Below are 15,801 nucleotides of genomic sequence, written 5' to 3'. Positions count from 1 at the left end.
CTCGAATTGGTGGTTGGTCTGGTTACAAGTCTCAGAAACCTCCTGGTATTACTACTTTGGTTCGCGGACTAGATCTGTTTGAATCCACCTTTTTTGGCTGGAAACTCGCTCTGGGCATACTTGTGTGTACACCGTAGCCTGCGAGGGGAGGGGAGCAAGAAGATTCCCCCATTCCCTTGCAGGGAAAGAGGGCTAGGGGGGTTAGGTCTCTTTTATTAATTTTAGATAACTTGGAAACCTTGCAACCTCAAGCATTGCAAGAATTGTTAACCGTGGCGAAACAATGGTCTGAGGTGGGGCAATGTCGCCTATTACTCACCAGCCGCACGCCGAATTTTCATCATTCAGACTATGCCATTGAGGGCAGTTTGAAACATCGGTCATTGCCATTGTCAGGCTTGGGGCAAGAAGATGCTTTTGCGTATATCCAAAGTTTGTGGAAGTTACCACCGTCACCTGTATATAAACTGCCAGAACGAAAAGAATTGTGGCGATTATTTCGGTTAGTCGATTATCATCCCCTCTCCCTCGGATTATTGGCGCGACAGTTGAAAATTCGCCCAGTGGCAGAGTTGGGGGAACGGTTGGCAGCGTTGATTGCGGAAACATCCGATAATCCCTTGTTAGCGTCCTTGAATTTGTCCTTAGAACGCTTGGATGATGAGGCGCGGGAGTTGTTGTCGAAGTTGGGCGTGTTTCGGGGAGGGGCATTTGAATTGCCATTGCTGGAAATTACCGAATTTTCTGAGTCACACTGGCAACAGCTACGCTCATCACTGGAAAACACAGGCTTGATACAACTAGAAAATCTGCCAAGTGTCCGTTATCCTTTCTTGAAATTTCACCCCACCTTAGCCCCTGTTCTGTGGTCGCGCCTGTCACCAGAGGCACAGGGGGAAATCTTTGCCCGTCATCGCTTACAGTATTATCAAATATCTGAGTATTTGTATTTTAAAGATGACAAAAATCCCTTTGAAATCCGTGCCATTGCTCAGAGAGAAATGCCGAATTTGCTGTATGCAGTCCACGGTGCATTGGATCTAGGGGAATCATGGGCGGTGGAGTTTGCTCATAATGTAAATAAGTTTCTCAACTTTTTCGGACTCAACAGAGATAGGGTTACACTCACCCAACGAGTTGAACAGGTGCAGGGAAAAGTGGGTTCTCATACTTGGTATCTTGCCCAAACTAATGTAGGTGAGCAATTACGCAATGCCAAACGCTATCAAGAAGCGGCACAGGTGTTTGGTCAGATACTTGCTGGTTTAAGTGAGGAACCGAGTTATGAGCGCTGTGCGGTTTTAAATCAACTAGGGCAATGCTTGGGATTTCAAGGACAAGCAGCACAAGCAGCAACATATTACCGTCAGGCTTTAGCAGTGGCAGCGCAGTTGGAACAGTCTGACGATGTGAAACGGCAAATGGGAACATTGCAGACTGATTTAGCAAATGTACTGATGGATATGGGGGATTATGATCAGGCGCGAAAAGCTTGTGAAGCTTCATTGGCCATAAACAAAGAACTCTACGAATTTCGTGGTGTTGCGGTAGTAAATGGGCAACTTGGCACCCTCGCCCTACTACAAAACAGCCTCCCAGAAGCCGAACACCGCTATCGTCAATCCTTGACTATTTTCCAGCAACTGAATGAACCAGTAGTGGAAGCTGTATTTTGGCTTAAGCTGGGTACAGTGTACGCAAAAGCCAAGCAGTGGGAAGCAGCCGAACATGCCTACCGAGAATCAGCACGAATTAATGAATCTCAAGGTAATCTGGGAGATGCTGCAACGAGTTGGCATCAATTGGCTATAGTCAATCTATATACTGCCAAACTGGAGGACGCAGAGGCTTGGTATCGCAAGGCAATTGCAGGTGCAAAATCTGTGGGAGATAGGTTCCAAGCATCAATGTCACTCAACAACCTCGCCAGCCTCTTGCAAAATCAAACCTACCGTCTGCCAGAAGCACAGCAATTAGCAGAAGAAGCATTGGCTATCTTGCAAACCTTAGACCCTGCTGCGGCTGAGATTTGGAGAAACTATGAACTTTTAGCTCTAATCACTGACAAACTGGGCAACACCACCCAAGCTAAAGCATATCGTCGCCGATCGCGGCAGGCAAAGGCAGCATTTACTGGAACCCGCTATGAGTTGCGGCAGTATGGGCCGTTAATTCCTGCGGTTGTTGTAGCGGTGGATGATGTAGAAGTGAGGCAACAGCTAGAAGCTGAACTGGAAGAAATGGTGAAAAAGGGTTGGGATAATTTCGTAGCTGCGATTCGCTTGGTATTAGACGGTGAGAGAGATGAGGATGTGCTGTGCGAGTCTTTAGATTTGGATAATTCGATGATTATCAATGCTATTCTGCGGGGTATTGCCGACCCCAACACGCTAAACGAGTTGTTAGAGGAGCAAGGTTAAATAATTCGTAAGTCGTAATTCGTAATTCGTAATTGAAGACAGTTTGAGACGGGGATTTAGGAGCAAAAAATAGGCATGGTTCAGCACAATGGGGCAAAGGCGCAATAATATTGTCTGCCCATCTATCAAAATAGATTACCTATTATTGCCCTCCTTGCCTACAGTGAGGGTTTATAGCAATTCCTAAAAACCATGATACATGTAGATTTATCGTAGGGTCACAACAATGTTGTACCCTCGCCAACGTATTTGCATCATTATCAAATGGAAATGATGTTAGGCGTGGTATTCCGCCTATAAGAAAATATTAAAACATCAATTATCGGGTCTGTTGGGGCACAGCAGCGATCGCATTTCTGTTTTAGCGTTAGTTTTTGGATATCATGCCCATACAATCTGGGTATTTTTGTAATTAATCTTCTTTAAAGGTGCATGATTCGAGTTCAGAAGCTGGAGATTGTACCTCAAAACGAGAACGTTGCACTTCAAAACGAAAACGTTCCTGCTCAAAACAAGAACGTTTGACTTCAAAATGAGAATGTTGCACTTTAAAACGAAAACATTCCTACTCAAAATGAGAACGTTCCTGCTCAAAACGAAAACGTTCTCACTCAAAACAAAAACGTTCGCACTAAAAGCCTGAATGTTGCTGAATAATCATAAAGGCACAACAATGTTGTGCCCTTACGGTGATTTATTTAACTGCAAATTGATGTTTTTCCTAATGCCGGATACACTTGAAAACTAATTGGCGAAGCAATTTTAAGATTGCTCGAACAATTTCATCTTCTGCCACCAGCTATTCAGGGGATAATAAATCACAGGTGCCCAAAGACTACTGAGAATGGCAGATGCGAGAGCTACTCGCTGATAATATCCCCAAATGTATTCTGCTTTGCGATCGCCCATCACAGTCAACTGCAACCCAAAGATAGTTTCTGCCAAAATTGCCATCACGAAGACAATTAAAGCAATAGAAATAAAATCTTCCTGAATAAAACGCTGCTTCTGAATTAGACCCGTTAACAATCCCACTAGCCCTAAAGTTATAGCGTGAGTAGGGTTTGGTGATGTCATAGCATCTTGAAGTAGTCCTAGAACTACACCTGCCACTACTCCTTCCCAGACTGTGCGCTTAACACTCCAAGCTACTACCCAAATTAACAACCAATTCGGGCCAATCCCCAACAATTCCATACCAGGAAAGCGGGTTGGCAACATCATTAAACATAACAGTACAGAGCCAACTGTCACCGCCCAATCTAGCAGCTGACGCATACCGGGATGCCAGCGAGCAAGGGGCTTTTGGATTTTGGACTTTCGCTCTGATGATTTTGGCTTTTTAGACCTGCTGCCACCAAACGAAGGCATCTTCATTATTTTGAGAAATTTTTGCGAATCTAATTAGACTTTTGCGGTTCTTGGTTTGTCGGCTTCGGATATACAGCTACCCATTCAAGCGACCTAATCGGTGGGAAAAGCTCAACTTTTGCCACTGATGCCGGGAGTTTCTTTAAATCTAGGGACTTTATCCGTCCTACCGCCAAGCCAGCAGGAAACTTTTGACTATAACTAGAGGTGGAAACTAAATCTCCCACCTTCACATTGGGAACTTTTTCATAAAACTCCAGCACAGCTTCCGCAGAAGAATCTCCCCGCAAAACTCCCTTGGCTGAAGTTCGGCTAATAGTGGCACCCACTTGACTTTTGAGGTCACTGATTAACAATATGCGGCTGGTGTTAGGAGTTACACTCTCTACTAGACCCACTAATCCACCATCAGCCTTAACAATAAAACCTTCTTGAATTCCTGCGTTTGAGCCACGATTCAGGGTTACTTGTTGCCACCAGTGGTCGGCACTGCGCCCCACTACCCGTGCTAGAATCGGGCGCGATGATAGTGGCTGTTGCTCAACGTAACCCAATAAATTTTGTAGCTTTTTATTTTGACTTTCCAAGTCTGCTATGCGCGTTTGCAACTCCATGAACCGGGCATCCTTGAGCTGTTCTTCTGGAGTAGGCCCTGTCTGCAACATTTGTAAAGGTCGGGTCATCACTTGGTAAACTTCCAGCAGCAGCGTACCTTGGGTTTGCCGTAGTATCCATGCGCTACCTAAGACTAAAGCCAGTAACCCGATTTGTAACCCCTTCCGATCCCACCAACGACGTAGAGTAACCATCTATACCTATTTTTTATAATTTCAATAAGATATTGGATTCTACTTATATAAAACCCAAATAAAAGCCGAATAGAACCCAATATCTGAAATTTTTTTCTACATATTCCGAGAACGCCCGCTGAAAACCCGTTCCAGTTGTTTGAAGTTTTCTAACACCCGGCCTGTTCCCAGCACAACACAGCTGAGAGGATCGGCAGCAATGTGGGTTACAATACCCGTTTCATGGCTAATCAAGGTATCTATGCCTTTAAGTAACGCACCACCACCAGCTAGCATGATACCCCTGTCAATAATGTCTGCTGCTAGTTCTGGAGGTGTGCGTTCCAGTGTCCGCTTGACAGCTTCTATGATTACTGATAGCGGTTCCAACATACTTTCACGAATTTCTGGCCCTTTGAGGGTGACAGTTCGCGGTAAGCCAGAAAGCAGATGTAAGCCTCGCACTTCCATCATGGCATCACCATCATCGTTAGTCGGATAAGCAGAGCCAAGGCGAATTTTGATGTCCTCAGCAGTACGTTCTCCAATCACTAAGTTATGAACTTTCTTCATATACATAATGATGGATTCAGTGAGTTCATCTCCGGCAATGCGTACTGATTCACTGATTACAGTACCCTGGAGACTTAGTACAGCAACTTCTGTTGTACCGCCACCAATATCAATAATCATGTTACCAGTTGGTTCGGCAACTGGTAGCCCTGCACCAATTGCTGCTGCTACTGGCTCATCAATTAAATACACCTCCCTGGCCCCAGCCTGAGCAGCTGCATCCATCACGGCCCGCCTTTCTACTCCTGTGACACCACTGGGAATACCAATAACAATTCGAGGTAAAATTAAGGATCTACCCTCATTTACTCTTTGAATAAAGCTTTTAAGCATCAGCTCGGCTGTATCAAAGTCAGCAATTACACCATCACGCAAGGGGCGTAGGGCAATCACATTATCAGGTGTGCGACCGAGCATTTTTTTGGCTTCTTCTCCTACTGCCAGTGCTACCTTTTCATTTTGATCGATAGCAACTACAGAAGGCTCTTGGAGTACAATACCTTTACCAGATACATAAACGAGGGTATTGGCAGTACCGAGGTCGATACCCATATCCCACGATGAGCGAAAGTTCCTAAAAAGACCCACGCGTATCTACGCTCCCTATTTGCGTTACTTTTTGACTACAACTGTCTAGTGTTAATCGTGCTGGATTTTATTACGTTTTTTATCCTGAGTCCAGCCAACTAGGCTATTTTATGTAACTTTTGACAATTCTTGCTAGTTCTCAGGCATCTATGTTTTTGATATTCTTTAACTGATTCAGTATATCCGTATAGTTCTTCACTTTCCCCAAGTAATTTCTCACATTGTTATACCCAAAAATGTTGTTAAGTTTTTAACACATTTTCAATAGGTTCACAATTCGCTATGATGAAAGTCAGAATTAGTCAGTACGCCTGTACTAAAAGGTAACGCCCATGAGTATCAATATTGTCACCCTGGTAGGCCGTGTAGGCAGCGACCCAGATATCAAATATTTCGAGTCTGGTAGTGTCAAGTGTAGATTAACACTAGCTGTAAGGCGGAGAGCTCGTAACAGCGATGAACCTGACTGGTTCACTTTAGAATTATGGGACAAGACAGCAGAGGTGGCAGGCAATTATGTGCGGAAAGGTAGCCTGATTGGAGTGAAGGGTTCCTTGAAGTTTGACACATGGAGCGATCGCCAAACTGGAGCTAACCGTTCTACACCAATTATTAGAGTAGACCAACTCGATTTATTAGGTTCCAAGCGAGATGGAGAAGGGGGCGGAGATTTCTCGCCAGAGAATTTCTAGTTTGTCAGTTGTCAGTTGTTTCTTTGCTAGTGACCGCTGACTCTTGTACAGACGCGATGCCAGTCGCCTCAACGGAGGGAACCTCCGCACGGCGCTGGCTCATTAATCGCGTCTGTACAAATGACTAATAACTAATTTGCAAAGTTACTGACGCTTCGACTTGTTGTTCGCCACCAACTACAGGGGTGGAAGCATCTTGATTAGCTAGCTTGGTAGCCTCCTCACGGTATAAAACTGGTGGTGGCGGCGCACTCGCATTCTCAACTTTAATACTTACCACTTCTTTGGGCTGAAAACCTAGGGCACTAAAAACAGCATCAGCTTGCTGTCGTGCGTCTTGGGTAGCTTCTTTGAGTGCTTGTTGGCGAGCTGCTGCGATCGCCTCGTCACTAGCGATAAAACTAATACCGTTAATTTGCGTCGCACCTGCTTTCACCGCTTCATCTAACAAAGTACCAGCTTTCTCGGTAACGATGCGAAAACTCACAGTATTACTAGCACCATACCCAGTAATTCGCTGCACATTATTGTTATAGCTATAAACAGGGTTAAGACGGATACCAGTGGTTTGTAATTTCTCCACATTCCGGCTTTTGAGTAAAGCTACTACAGCTGCCGATCTGCGAGCGGCTTCTTGCTGTACCTCTTGTGCAGTTTTACCTTGAATTTCAACTCCCAAACTGACTTCTGACAGAGTTGTAGGAATTGATTCTGTGCCCCGACCGCTAACAGTCAAGGTGCGCCACAATTGTGCTTTTTCTTCAGCCGATGCAGGCTGGACAAAAGTCACAACTAGCAGCAAGACTAACGGTAAGATGTTCCAAAAATTCCCAGCATGAAACCGAGAACCCGATAAAGCGGTTCTATGCATAAAATTTGCACTCCTCAAAAAAGTAGCTACAGATGCTTTGAATAAAACGTATCTAGCAATTCCCATTTAACTGTCAACAGTCAACAGCCACTACGAGATTTGCATAACTCAAATGCAATTGATAGATACGATTTGTATGTTCCTACTTTGACATTGCCATAGTCAAAAGTGACAATGGTTACATTTTTGGAAACTGAAATAATTACATCAAATAGGGGAATTTTGTCATGCCATATTGGCTGCTGAAAACTGAACCAGAAGATTATTCATACTTTGATTTAGAACGGGACGGCAGTACAATTTGGGATGGAGTTAACAATGCCCTAGGTCTGAAACATCTACGGACAATGCTCCCTGGCGATTTAGCATTTATTTATCACACAGGCAAAGAACGTCAAATTATGGGTATGGCAGAAGTTATCAGCGAACCTTATGCCGATCCAAAATTCAATGACGCTAAACTCGTAGTCGTGAATGTGCGGGCATTGCGAAAAGTCTCTTTGCCCATCACCCTCGCCCAAATCAAGCAGGACGGCAAATTCACAGACTTTGATTTACTGCGACTCCCCAGGCTTTCTGTAGTCCCGGTATCTGGGCTTTATTGGCAACGTCTGCTCGAATTGACAGGCGGCACAAATTAATTTACAGAAAATCTCCAAATAGTTACTTTCCATAAAGAAGTAAAAATTAAAGAGAAGGATTTTCACAGAACAAATGCAGTTTTTAAGTGCAATCAACTTCTCTTCTCCTCTGTTGGCAAGCACAACAGAAACAGCAGACAGTTCCATGGTAGTAGCAGCAGTGCTACTCAGTTTAGTGGTAGTTTACCTAGCCAGTAAAGTTGGTGGGGAATTATCTAACTTAGTGGGTTTGCCACCTGTTTTAGGCGAACTTGTAGGTGGTGTAGTAGTAGGAATCTCTGTTTTACACCTGTTAGTGTTTCCAGAAGGTGGCGCAGACAGTTCTAACTCTCTAATCATGATTTTCCTCCAAACGACAGCTGGGTTAAGTCCCGAAGCCACTCCAGCAGTGTTTGCAGCCCAATCGGAGGTCGTTTCTGTTTTAGCAGAACTGGGTGTGATCATCCTGCTATTTGAGATTGGTTTAGAGTCGAATCTCAAAGAACTGATGGCAGTTGGTATTCAAGCAACGGTTGTAGCAGTGGTGGGAGTGACAGTACCTTTTGCTGCGGGAACTGTAGGTTTGATGACTTTGTTTGGTATCGGTGCTGTACCTGCAATTTTTGCTGGTGCGGCTTTGACTGCCACCAGCATTGGTATTACTTCCAAGGTTTTGTCAGAAATAGGAAAGCTCAATTCTAAAGAAGGGCAAATTATTCTGGGTGCTGCTGTGATTGACGATGTTTTAGGAATTATCGTCTTAGCAGTAGTCGCCAGTTTAGCTAAAGAAGGTGCTGTAGACGTAGGCAAAGTCATTTATCTGATTATCAGTGCTAGTGGCTTTCTGTTGGGTGCGATCGTGCTAGGCAATGTTTTCAATAAATCCTTTGTGGCGATCGCTGATAAACTCAAGACACGTGGCGAACTAGTGATACCAGCGTTTATCTTCGCTTTTGTGATGGCATACCTTGCTGCTGTTATCCAGTTAGAAGCGATTCTGGGAGCTTTTGCAGCGGGTTTAGTCCTAGAGGAAACCGATAAGCGCAAGGAACTGCAAAAGCAAGTTATTCCCATTGCCGACATGTTAGTGCCGATTTTCTTTGTAACTGTTGGGGCAAAAACCGATTTGGGAGTATTGAACCCAGCAATTCCTGAGAATCGAGAAGGACTGATTATGGCAATTTTCCTGATTACAGTAGCCATTATCGGTAAAGTAATCACAGGTTTGAGTGTATTTGGTCAACCTGAAATTAACAGGTTAGCGATTGGCGTGGGGATGATTCCTAGGGGTGAAGTTGGATTAGTATTTGCTGGTGTTGGTGCTGCCAGCGGCGTTCTCTCTAAACCATTAGGGGCAGCAATTATCATGATGGTTATCCTTACAACCTTTTTAGCTCCCCCCTTGTTACGTTTCGTATTTCCAGAATCAAACAACGTGGTACAAGACTCAGAGAAATTGATTTTAGACGGTGTGTCTGGGACATCGGTGGCAATAGAACCACCTCAGTCGATATTGTCGACCTCAAATGATGGAGGAAGTCGAGAAGCCATACCAGATTCTACAGATAATTAATCAAACGTGAGTCTGACAAATCTTTGCAGGGTACTTCTTCAGTAAGTTAGGAGTCAAAGGGAAAAGGTTAAAGGGCAAAGGCAAAAGGACGGATATTCTCCTTTTCCCTTTTCCCGTTCCCCTTTTACCAGCGAAGCTTTCCCTACTCCCTTTACTCTTCATCCCACTTAAGAGATTTTGCAATTGTTAATGGAAACTTCTATCTGCAACTCTGCGTCCCTGAATTAGTTTTTGTTTAATTACTACTAGTATTTGCAATGTTTGTTGCCAGTCATATCCCATCTTTCAGTTCCAATTTAGACATTTTTAGACATTTTTTCGGTAATTAGGAAATAATACCTGCAATTGTCCCATCATCTTGGAAGTAGTTGAAATTTTTTATGCAGGATGTTGCTCGCCGACAATCAAACAACTCAACACTAATCATTGACTTAAGTCAAGTATCATTACCTGAGATTGACTGAATACGATTAATTATGATGATATTTTTGTTGCATTTGATGCTGTGCAGGTAGAATTTTTATGCGCTGATAGTAAAGCAGAATTTTAGAGGCCATACTAAAAATTTATGCAACTAATTGCATCTTGATACCAGCATAAAAATCAAAGAAAATATCAAAGCTAAAGATTTAAGTGGTGAAGGTGTGACGATTTACCAATATTTTGAGATGTTGAAATATTGGCGGCCCCATGAACGCGAATCAGGAGAAAAGACTGTGAAATTACACTGGTTACTACCCAGTACTATTGGAACTATCGTCTTGCTATCGTCGCCGACTTTGGCAGGACAACTTGAATCTTGGCGTTTTGATGCCAATCAAAACCGCTTGGAGATTAATACTTCGGGGGCTGTTCAACCTCAAGCACAACTTGTCTTCAACCCTACACGTCTGGTAATTGATTTGCCAGGAACTATATTTGGCCGTCCACAGTTAACACAACCGCTAAGTGGTGGATTGCGGGCTATCCGTGTTGGGCAGTTCGACCCCCAAACAACACGCATCGTTGTTGAACTCAATCCTGGCTATACCCTAGACCCGAAGAGGGTGCAATTTGTAGGCAAAACTGCCAGTCGCTGGACTGTACAATTACCAAAACCACAAGCAGAACGAGTAGAGTCCCGCCCTGAAAATGTTTACAATGTGGTGACTATCGGCTCTGATGCCAAACCAGAGTCCTCTAGAAATACTGTCAGCGCTACAACGACAACTCAAATTGAGAGATTACAAGTAACAGGAGATGGATTTTTCATCCATACCAATGGCGGTAATCCTCCGGTACGCGTAATTCGCAGCCGCGATCGCTCTACTATTTTTATGGACATCTCTGGCGCAACTTTAGCACCACAACTAGCGCAGGGAAATAATGTACCTATTAACAAATACGGTGTTAGCCGCGCCGAGTTCACCCAACTGCAAACCCGACCACCAGCTGTCCGCATGACTTTGCGGGTAGACAAAAATAGTCCAGACTGGCGGGCAACTAACAGTGGTGCTGGTGGTTTGGTGGTTCTGCCCAGTCGTGTTGTCACATTGCCCGGCAACAATAATTCAGACAACTCAGAAAATAATCAGCCACAACCCGTTTCTCCTAACAACTCAGCAGCAACAATTCAGTCTGTAGAACTGGCTGGTAATGGTACGCAACTGTTGATTAGAGCCGACCAATCTTTATCTGCTACCAGTGGCTGGGATAGATCCTCTGGTTTATTTCGGATTGCTATTGCCAATGCGAAGTTAGATCCGAGAGTTACAGGCCCTACTTTGAATGCCAATAGTCCCATTCTCCGGGTGCGCCTACAAACGCAACAACCTAATACTGTGGTTATCTTGGTTCAACCAGCAGCGGGAGTACAAATTGGGCGACTCAACCAAGGCAATCAGCTTTTGGCTCTACAGTTACAAGGCTCTCGTCGATTGAGCACAATCCCCGGAACACTGCCTTTACCCCCACTCCAAGGACAATTACCAAACCCGACGGATAGACCCCAGCCCATAACCCAGCCAGGAACGCGCCCAATTCCCAGAGGAAAAGTAGTAGTAATCATTGACCCCGGACATGGTGGCAAAGACTCTGGTGCAGTTGGTATTGGCGGAGTGCGCGAGAAGGATATCATCCTGCCTATTGGCGCAAGGGTGGCACAGATTTTGCAGCAAAACGGCGTGCAAGTAGTGATGACACGGGATTCTGACTATTTCGTCAGTCTTCAAGGAAGAGTAGCGATGGCAGAGAGAGTCAATGCTGATGTATTTGTTAGCATCCACGCCAATTCGTTAGGTCTCGGTCGTCCGGATGTTAGTGGTTTGGAAACATATTATTACGACAGTGGTCTGAATTTAGCTCGTATTGTCCATAAGAACATTCTCCAAAGTCTAAATATTAGAGATAGAGGAGTGCGGCGAGCAAGATTTTATGTTCTCAGAAAAAGTTCCATGCCCTCTATTCTTGTAGAGACAGGTTATTTAACTGGTAGGGAGGATGTTGCGAAGCTAAAAACCTCTGCTTACCAAAATCAAATGGCCCAGGCGATCGCTCGCGGTGTCCTCCAGTACCTAGGACGAAAATAAGTAATTTTGGTTTAAAGAGTTCGCAAAAGACACCTAAATTGTGCCACTTTTATCCAACTTAGTCGTCGTTGATTACGGTAATTACACGACTATTGCTGCCATGGAGAGAATTGACATCATTCAGACTCATAAAAATCCATAATCCTAAATATCTTTTACCACTAGGTATACCCACCCATAAATATTGGGAACAATATTCATGGTTGGGTGTCGCCAGCTTAACTACAAAAGTTGACAAGAGTGATAATTTTGCGATCGGTATATCAATTACAAGCAATCAAACAAACTAGCACCAATCCCTGCTTGATTCTCAATGTCATTGACTGGGATTGACTATGTGCGGTTAATTCTGATTAGCTCTTGTTTAATGCGATCTAATGCTGTGTGGGTAGAATTTTTGTGCCATAACAGCATGGCAAAATCAAAGGGGCGTGCTAAAATTTTACGCCATTAGCTGTGTCTTTAATACCAGCACAAAATTCTTTTGCTGCAAAGGAAGTTTTGATTGGTGACAGCCACCGCCCCTGCGGATAGTTGCAACTGCATCTACGAACTTCCTATCAAAGCTAAAGTTAGGGCAGTGACGGTGTGAGGATTTACCAATATGTCGAGATATTAACGATTCCTATGAACGCGAATCAGGAGCAAAGACTGTGAAATTACACTGGTTACTACCGAGTACTATTGGAACTATCTTTTTACTATCGTCGCCGGCTTTGGCAGGAAGACTGGAATCTTGGCGTTTTGATGCCAATCAAAACCGTTTGGAGATTAATACTTCCGAGGGTGTTCAACCTCAAGCACAACTTGTTTTCAGCCCTACACGTCTAGTAATTGATTTGCCAGGGACTACATTTGGCCGTCCACAATTAACACAACAGCAAAGTGGAGCAATTCGGGCTATCCGTGTCGGGCAGTTCGACCCCCAAACAACGCGCATCGTCGTTGAACTCAATCCTGGCTATACCCTAGACCCGAATAAGGTTCAATTTGTAGGCTCAACTGCCAGTCGCTGGACTGTACAATTACCAACTCCAGAAACTGAGGGAGTAGCCTCGTCAACAGAAACAGCAGTACAGCCAACACCTACCACATCTCCAGAAACTGGAAGAACATCTATTCCAGCACTCTCCCCAAGAAATATTTACAATGTGGTGACAACAGGCTCGGACAGGTCAACTAACAAGCCACCAATGGTCAACACTGTAGCAGCAGTAACTCAAATTGAGAACTTACGAGTTACAGGTGATGGCTTTTTCGTTCGTACTAACGGTGGTAGTCCGCAAATTCAGGTAAATCGTACTCAGGATAAGAAGATAATAAATATTGATATTTCTGGTGCTTCTTTGTCGCCAAGTTTGGAGCAACAGGATTTATCTGTTAATCGTTTTGGTGTTAGCCGCATCCAATTCACCCAACTGCAAAGCAGACAACCAACTGTTCGGATGACGTTGCAGGTGGAAAAAAATAGTCCAGACTGGCGGGCAACCACTAGTAGTGTTGGTGGATTTGTGGTTCTGCCCAACAGTCGTGTTGTCAGCTTGCCTAGGGATAATAACCCCAGCCCCATATCATCTAATACTGACTCACCAGCAACCATTGAGTCTGTGGAACTGACTGGTAATGGTACGCAACTGCTGATTAGAACTGACCAAACTCTATCGGCTACTGGTGGCTGGGATAGATCTAATGGTTTGTTCCGCATCGCTATTGCCAATGCTAAGTTAGCTCCCAGAGTTGCAGGCCCTGCTCTTAATGCCAATAGCCCTATCCTGCGGGTACGCCTGCAATCGCAAGCGCCTGATACAGTAATTATTTTTGTCCAACCAGCAGCGGGAGTGCAAATTGGTGAACTTAATCAAGTCGGCGACCAATTATTGGCTCTACAATTACAGCGCTCTCGTCAAATAACACCACCAGTTGGTTTACCGCCCCTAACATCACCAAATCCGATCGCCAGCAATCCTCCTGTATCCCAACCAAGACCGCGTACCTCAGTTCCAACAGGGAAAGTGGTAGTAGTCATTGACCCCGGACATGGAGGTAAAGACTCCGGAGCGCCTGGTTTGGGTGGACTATTAGAAAAGGATGTAGTCTTACCTATTGGTCAAAGAATAGCGTCAATTTTAGAGCAAAATGGCGTACAAGCAGTGCTAACGCGGGATTCGGACTTTTTCGTAGAACTTCAGGGACGGGTAGACATTGCCGAGCGAGCGAATGCGACTTTGTTTATCAGCGTTCACGCCAATTCGGTTGATAACCGTCCTGATGTCAACGGATTAGAAGTTTATTATTACGATAGTGGATATGCTTTAGCTGAAGTGGTTCGCAATAACATTCTCCAGAGTATTGACACTATCAAGGACAGAGGAACGCGCAAAGCTAGATTCTACGTTCTGAGGAAAAGTTCTATGCCGTCGATTTTAGTGGAAACAGGGTATATGACTGGTCGGGAAGATAATCCCCGGTTGGCAACACGGGAGTACCAAAATCGAATGGCAGAGGCGATCGCTTATGGTATCCTCAAATACTTAAAGCAAAGATAAAAGTGCAGCTAAAGTAAAAATGTAGTACAAATTGCTAATTAAAGAGGTGATATATAGACTTCTTTGGCGTACAGAATTTAGTGGTAAGTTAGCAAATTGTCTGCTAAATTCTGTATTTTAAACTCCAAAAACCTCAATCAATATCTGCCTGTGTATTCATCTTCCATCTTTGACGGTAATCTTTACGATTTTTCGGATAAAGAACCTCAACGTGCCCCAATCGGCGTTTTTGACAGTGGTGTGGGTGGGTTAACGGTACTGCGACAACTCTATCGGCAATTACCCAATGAATCAATAGTTTACTTTGGAGATACAGCTCGACTTCCTTATGGAATTCGTTCCAAAGCCGAAATTTTACAGTTTGCGCGCGAAATCCTCAGTTGGATGCAACAGCAACGCGTCAAAATGGTGATTATGGCTTGCAACACTAGTTCTGCTCTAGCTCTAGAAATAGTGCGACAGGAATTTAACATGCCTGTTTTGGGTGTCATCCTTCCAGGTGCTAGAGCAGCAGTGCAGCAAGGCAAGCGTATTGGTGTGATTGCTACTCCAGCAACTGCCAAAAGTAATGCCTACAAAAATGCAATTGTTGAAATCGATCGCAATGTCCAAGTCTGGCAAGTCAGCTGTCCGGAGTTTGTGCCACTCGTTGAGCAAAATCGCATTGACGACCCCTATACTATTGAGGTGGCACGCTCTTATCTAGAGCCTTTACTACAGCAAGAAATTGACACTTTAGTCTATGGCTGTACCCATTATCCCCTGCTGGCTCCAGTACTGCGATCGCTTCTGCCTCCTCAAGTTAAACTCGTTGACCCAGCCGTTCAAACCGTAGTAGCTTGTGCCCAAGAGTTAGACTTGCTCGGATTAAATAATACTTATCCCCCATTACCAACTCGCTTTGTCGTCAGTGGTTGCCCACAACAGTTCGCTCAGTCTGGAGTACAGTGGCTAGGGCATACCCCAATGGTTGAAGTCGTGGGTTTTCCTGATACCGCATCCCAACTTCAACAAGACTATTTAAAAAGTTAGGAGGAGTTAGTGTGTTGGAAAGATAGCGCCGTGGTGAGGCAGTCCGATCTTGGGGCTTTCCCCCATAAGGAACAACCGAAAGGGTTGCCCGACTTGAAGAGACACTACATTGGACTGGTTTCCCGGCAGCCGTGCAAGTGGCGTGCGACTGTCGTTAGCT

General features: G+C 44.5%; 13 protein-coding genes. 7 read left to right on the top strand and 6 right to left on the bottom strand.

Going from position 1 to position 15,801, the window contains the following annotated elements; all coding sequences use genetic code 11:
- Positions 1 to 230: 230 nt before the first annotated feature.
- Positions 231 to 2,420, top strand: coding sequence for a tetratricopeptide repeat protein (locus RMY31_RS10980; RefSeq protein WP_409877835.1), 2,190 nt, complete (start codon positions 231 to 233; stop codon positions 2,418 to 2,420).
- A 412-nt stretch (positions 2,421 to 2,832) separates the two neighbouring features.
- Here the strand turns inward: RMY31_RS10980 and RMY31_RS10975 are convergent, their stop codons facing one another.
- From RMY31_RS10975 to RMY31_RS10960, 4 genes are all read right to left on the bottom strand, one after another.
- A complete protein-coding gene (locus RMY31_RS10975; protein WP_409877834.1) occupies positions 2,833 to 2,967 on the bottom strand; it encodes a hypothetical protein in 135 nt (44 codons plus the stop codon).
- 215 nt (positions 2,968 to 3,182) lie between these two features.
- Positions 3,183 to 3,797, bottom strand: coding sequence for a rod shape-determining protein MreD (gene mreD, locus RMY31_RS10970; protein ID WP_322660046.1), 615 nt, complete (start codon positions 3,795 to 3,797; stop codon positions 3,183 to 3,185).
- Positions 3,798 to 3,820: 23 nt separating this feature from the next.
- Complete coding sequence (mreC, locus tag RMY31_RS10965; RefSeq protein ID WP_322660049.1) at positions 3,821 to 4,600, bottom strand: rod shape-determining protein MreC; 780 nt, start codon at positions 4,598 to 4,600, stop codon at positions 3,821 to 3,823.
- A 96-nt stretch (positions 4,601 to 4,696) separates the two neighbouring features.
- Entirely contained in the window at positions 4,697 to 5,704 is a 1,008-nt protein-coding gene (locus RMY31_RS10960) for a rod shape-determining protein (RefSeq protein WP_322660183.1), read from the bottom strand.
- 368 nt (positions 5,705 to 6,072) lie between these two features.
- Between RMY31_RS10960 and RMY31_RS10955 the strand changes: the two genes are divergently transcribed.
- Positions 6,073 to 6,432 (top strand): single-stranded DNA-binding protein, encoded by a 360-nt coding sequence (locus tag RMY31_RS10955; protein ID WP_322660051.1) that lies wholly within the window; start codon positions 6,073 to 6,075, stop codon positions 6,430 to 6,432.
- 124 nt (positions 6,433 to 6,556) lie between these two features.
- On the opposite strand, the gene RMY31_RS10950 is transcribed toward RMY31_RS10955, so the two are convergent.
- Entirely contained in the window at positions 6,557 to 7,303 is a 747-nt protein-coding gene (locus RMY31_RS10950) for an SIMPL domain-containing protein (RefSeq protein WP_322660053.1), read from the bottom strand.
- Positions 7,304 to 7,530: 227 nt separating this feature from the next.
- Here RMY31_RS10950 and RMY31_RS10945 point away from each other — a divergent pair, with 227 nt between their 5' ends.
- The 3 genes from RMY31_RS10945 (at position 7,531) to RMY31_RS10935 (ending at position 12,063) form a co-directional block, all read left to right on the top strand.
- On the top strand, positions 7,531 to 7,944 hold the full coding sequence (locus RMY31_RS10945; protein WP_322660055.1) for an EVE domain-containing protein: 414 nt from the start codon (positions 7,531 to 7,533) through the stop codon (positions 7,942 to 7,944).
- Between the two features lie 73 nt (positions 7,945 to 8,017).
- Complete coding sequence (locus RMY31_RS10940) at positions 8,018 to 9,496, top strand: cation:proton antiporter (protein WP_322660057.1); 1,479 nt, start codon at positions 8,018 to 8,020, stop codon at positions 9,494 to 9,496.
- Between the two features lie 716 nt (positions 9,497 to 10,212).
- On the top strand, positions 10,213 to 12,063 hold the full coding sequence (locus RMY31_RS10935) for an N-acetylmuramoyl-L-alanine amidase (RefSeq protein ID WP_322660185.1): 1,851 nt from the start codon (positions 10,213 to 10,215) through the stop codon (positions 12,061 to 12,063).
- Between the two features lie 58 nt (positions 12,064 to 12,121).
- Here the strand turns inward: RMY31_RS10935 and RMY31_RS10930 are convergent, their stop codons facing one another.
- Entirely contained in the window at positions 12,122 to 12,301 is a 180-nt protein-coding gene (locus RMY31_RS10930; protein WP_322660059.1) for a hypothetical protein, read from the bottom strand.
- 415 nt (positions 12,302 to 12,716) lie between these two features.
- Here RMY31_RS10930 and RMY31_RS10925 point away from each other — a divergent pair, with 415 nt between their 5' ends.
- Positions 12,717 to 14,609, top strand: coding sequence for an N-acetylmuramoyl-L-alanine amidase (locus RMY31_RS10925; protein WP_322660061.1), 1,893 nt, complete (start codon positions 12,717 to 12,719; stop codon positions 14,607 to 14,609).
- A gap of 150 nt (positions 14,610 to 14,759) precedes the next feature.
- On the top strand, positions 14,760 to 15,641 hold the full coding sequence (gene murI, locus RMY31_RS10920) for a glutamate racemase (protein ID WP_322660186.1): 882 nt from the start codon (positions 14,760 to 14,762) through the stop codon (positions 15,639 to 15,641).
- Positions 15,642 to 15,801: the final 160 nt, after the last annotated feature.

Origin of the sequence: Dendronalium sp. ChiSLP03b, from assembly GCF_034531165.2 — a bacterium.
GTDB classification, from domain to species: Bacteria; Cyanobacteriota; Cyanobacteriia; order Cyanobacteriales; family Nostocaceae; genus Dendronalium; species Dendronalium minutum.
The sequence above is the reverse complement of the archived record's forward strand: the minus strand, read 5'-3'. Positions and strand labels throughout refer to the sequence as shown.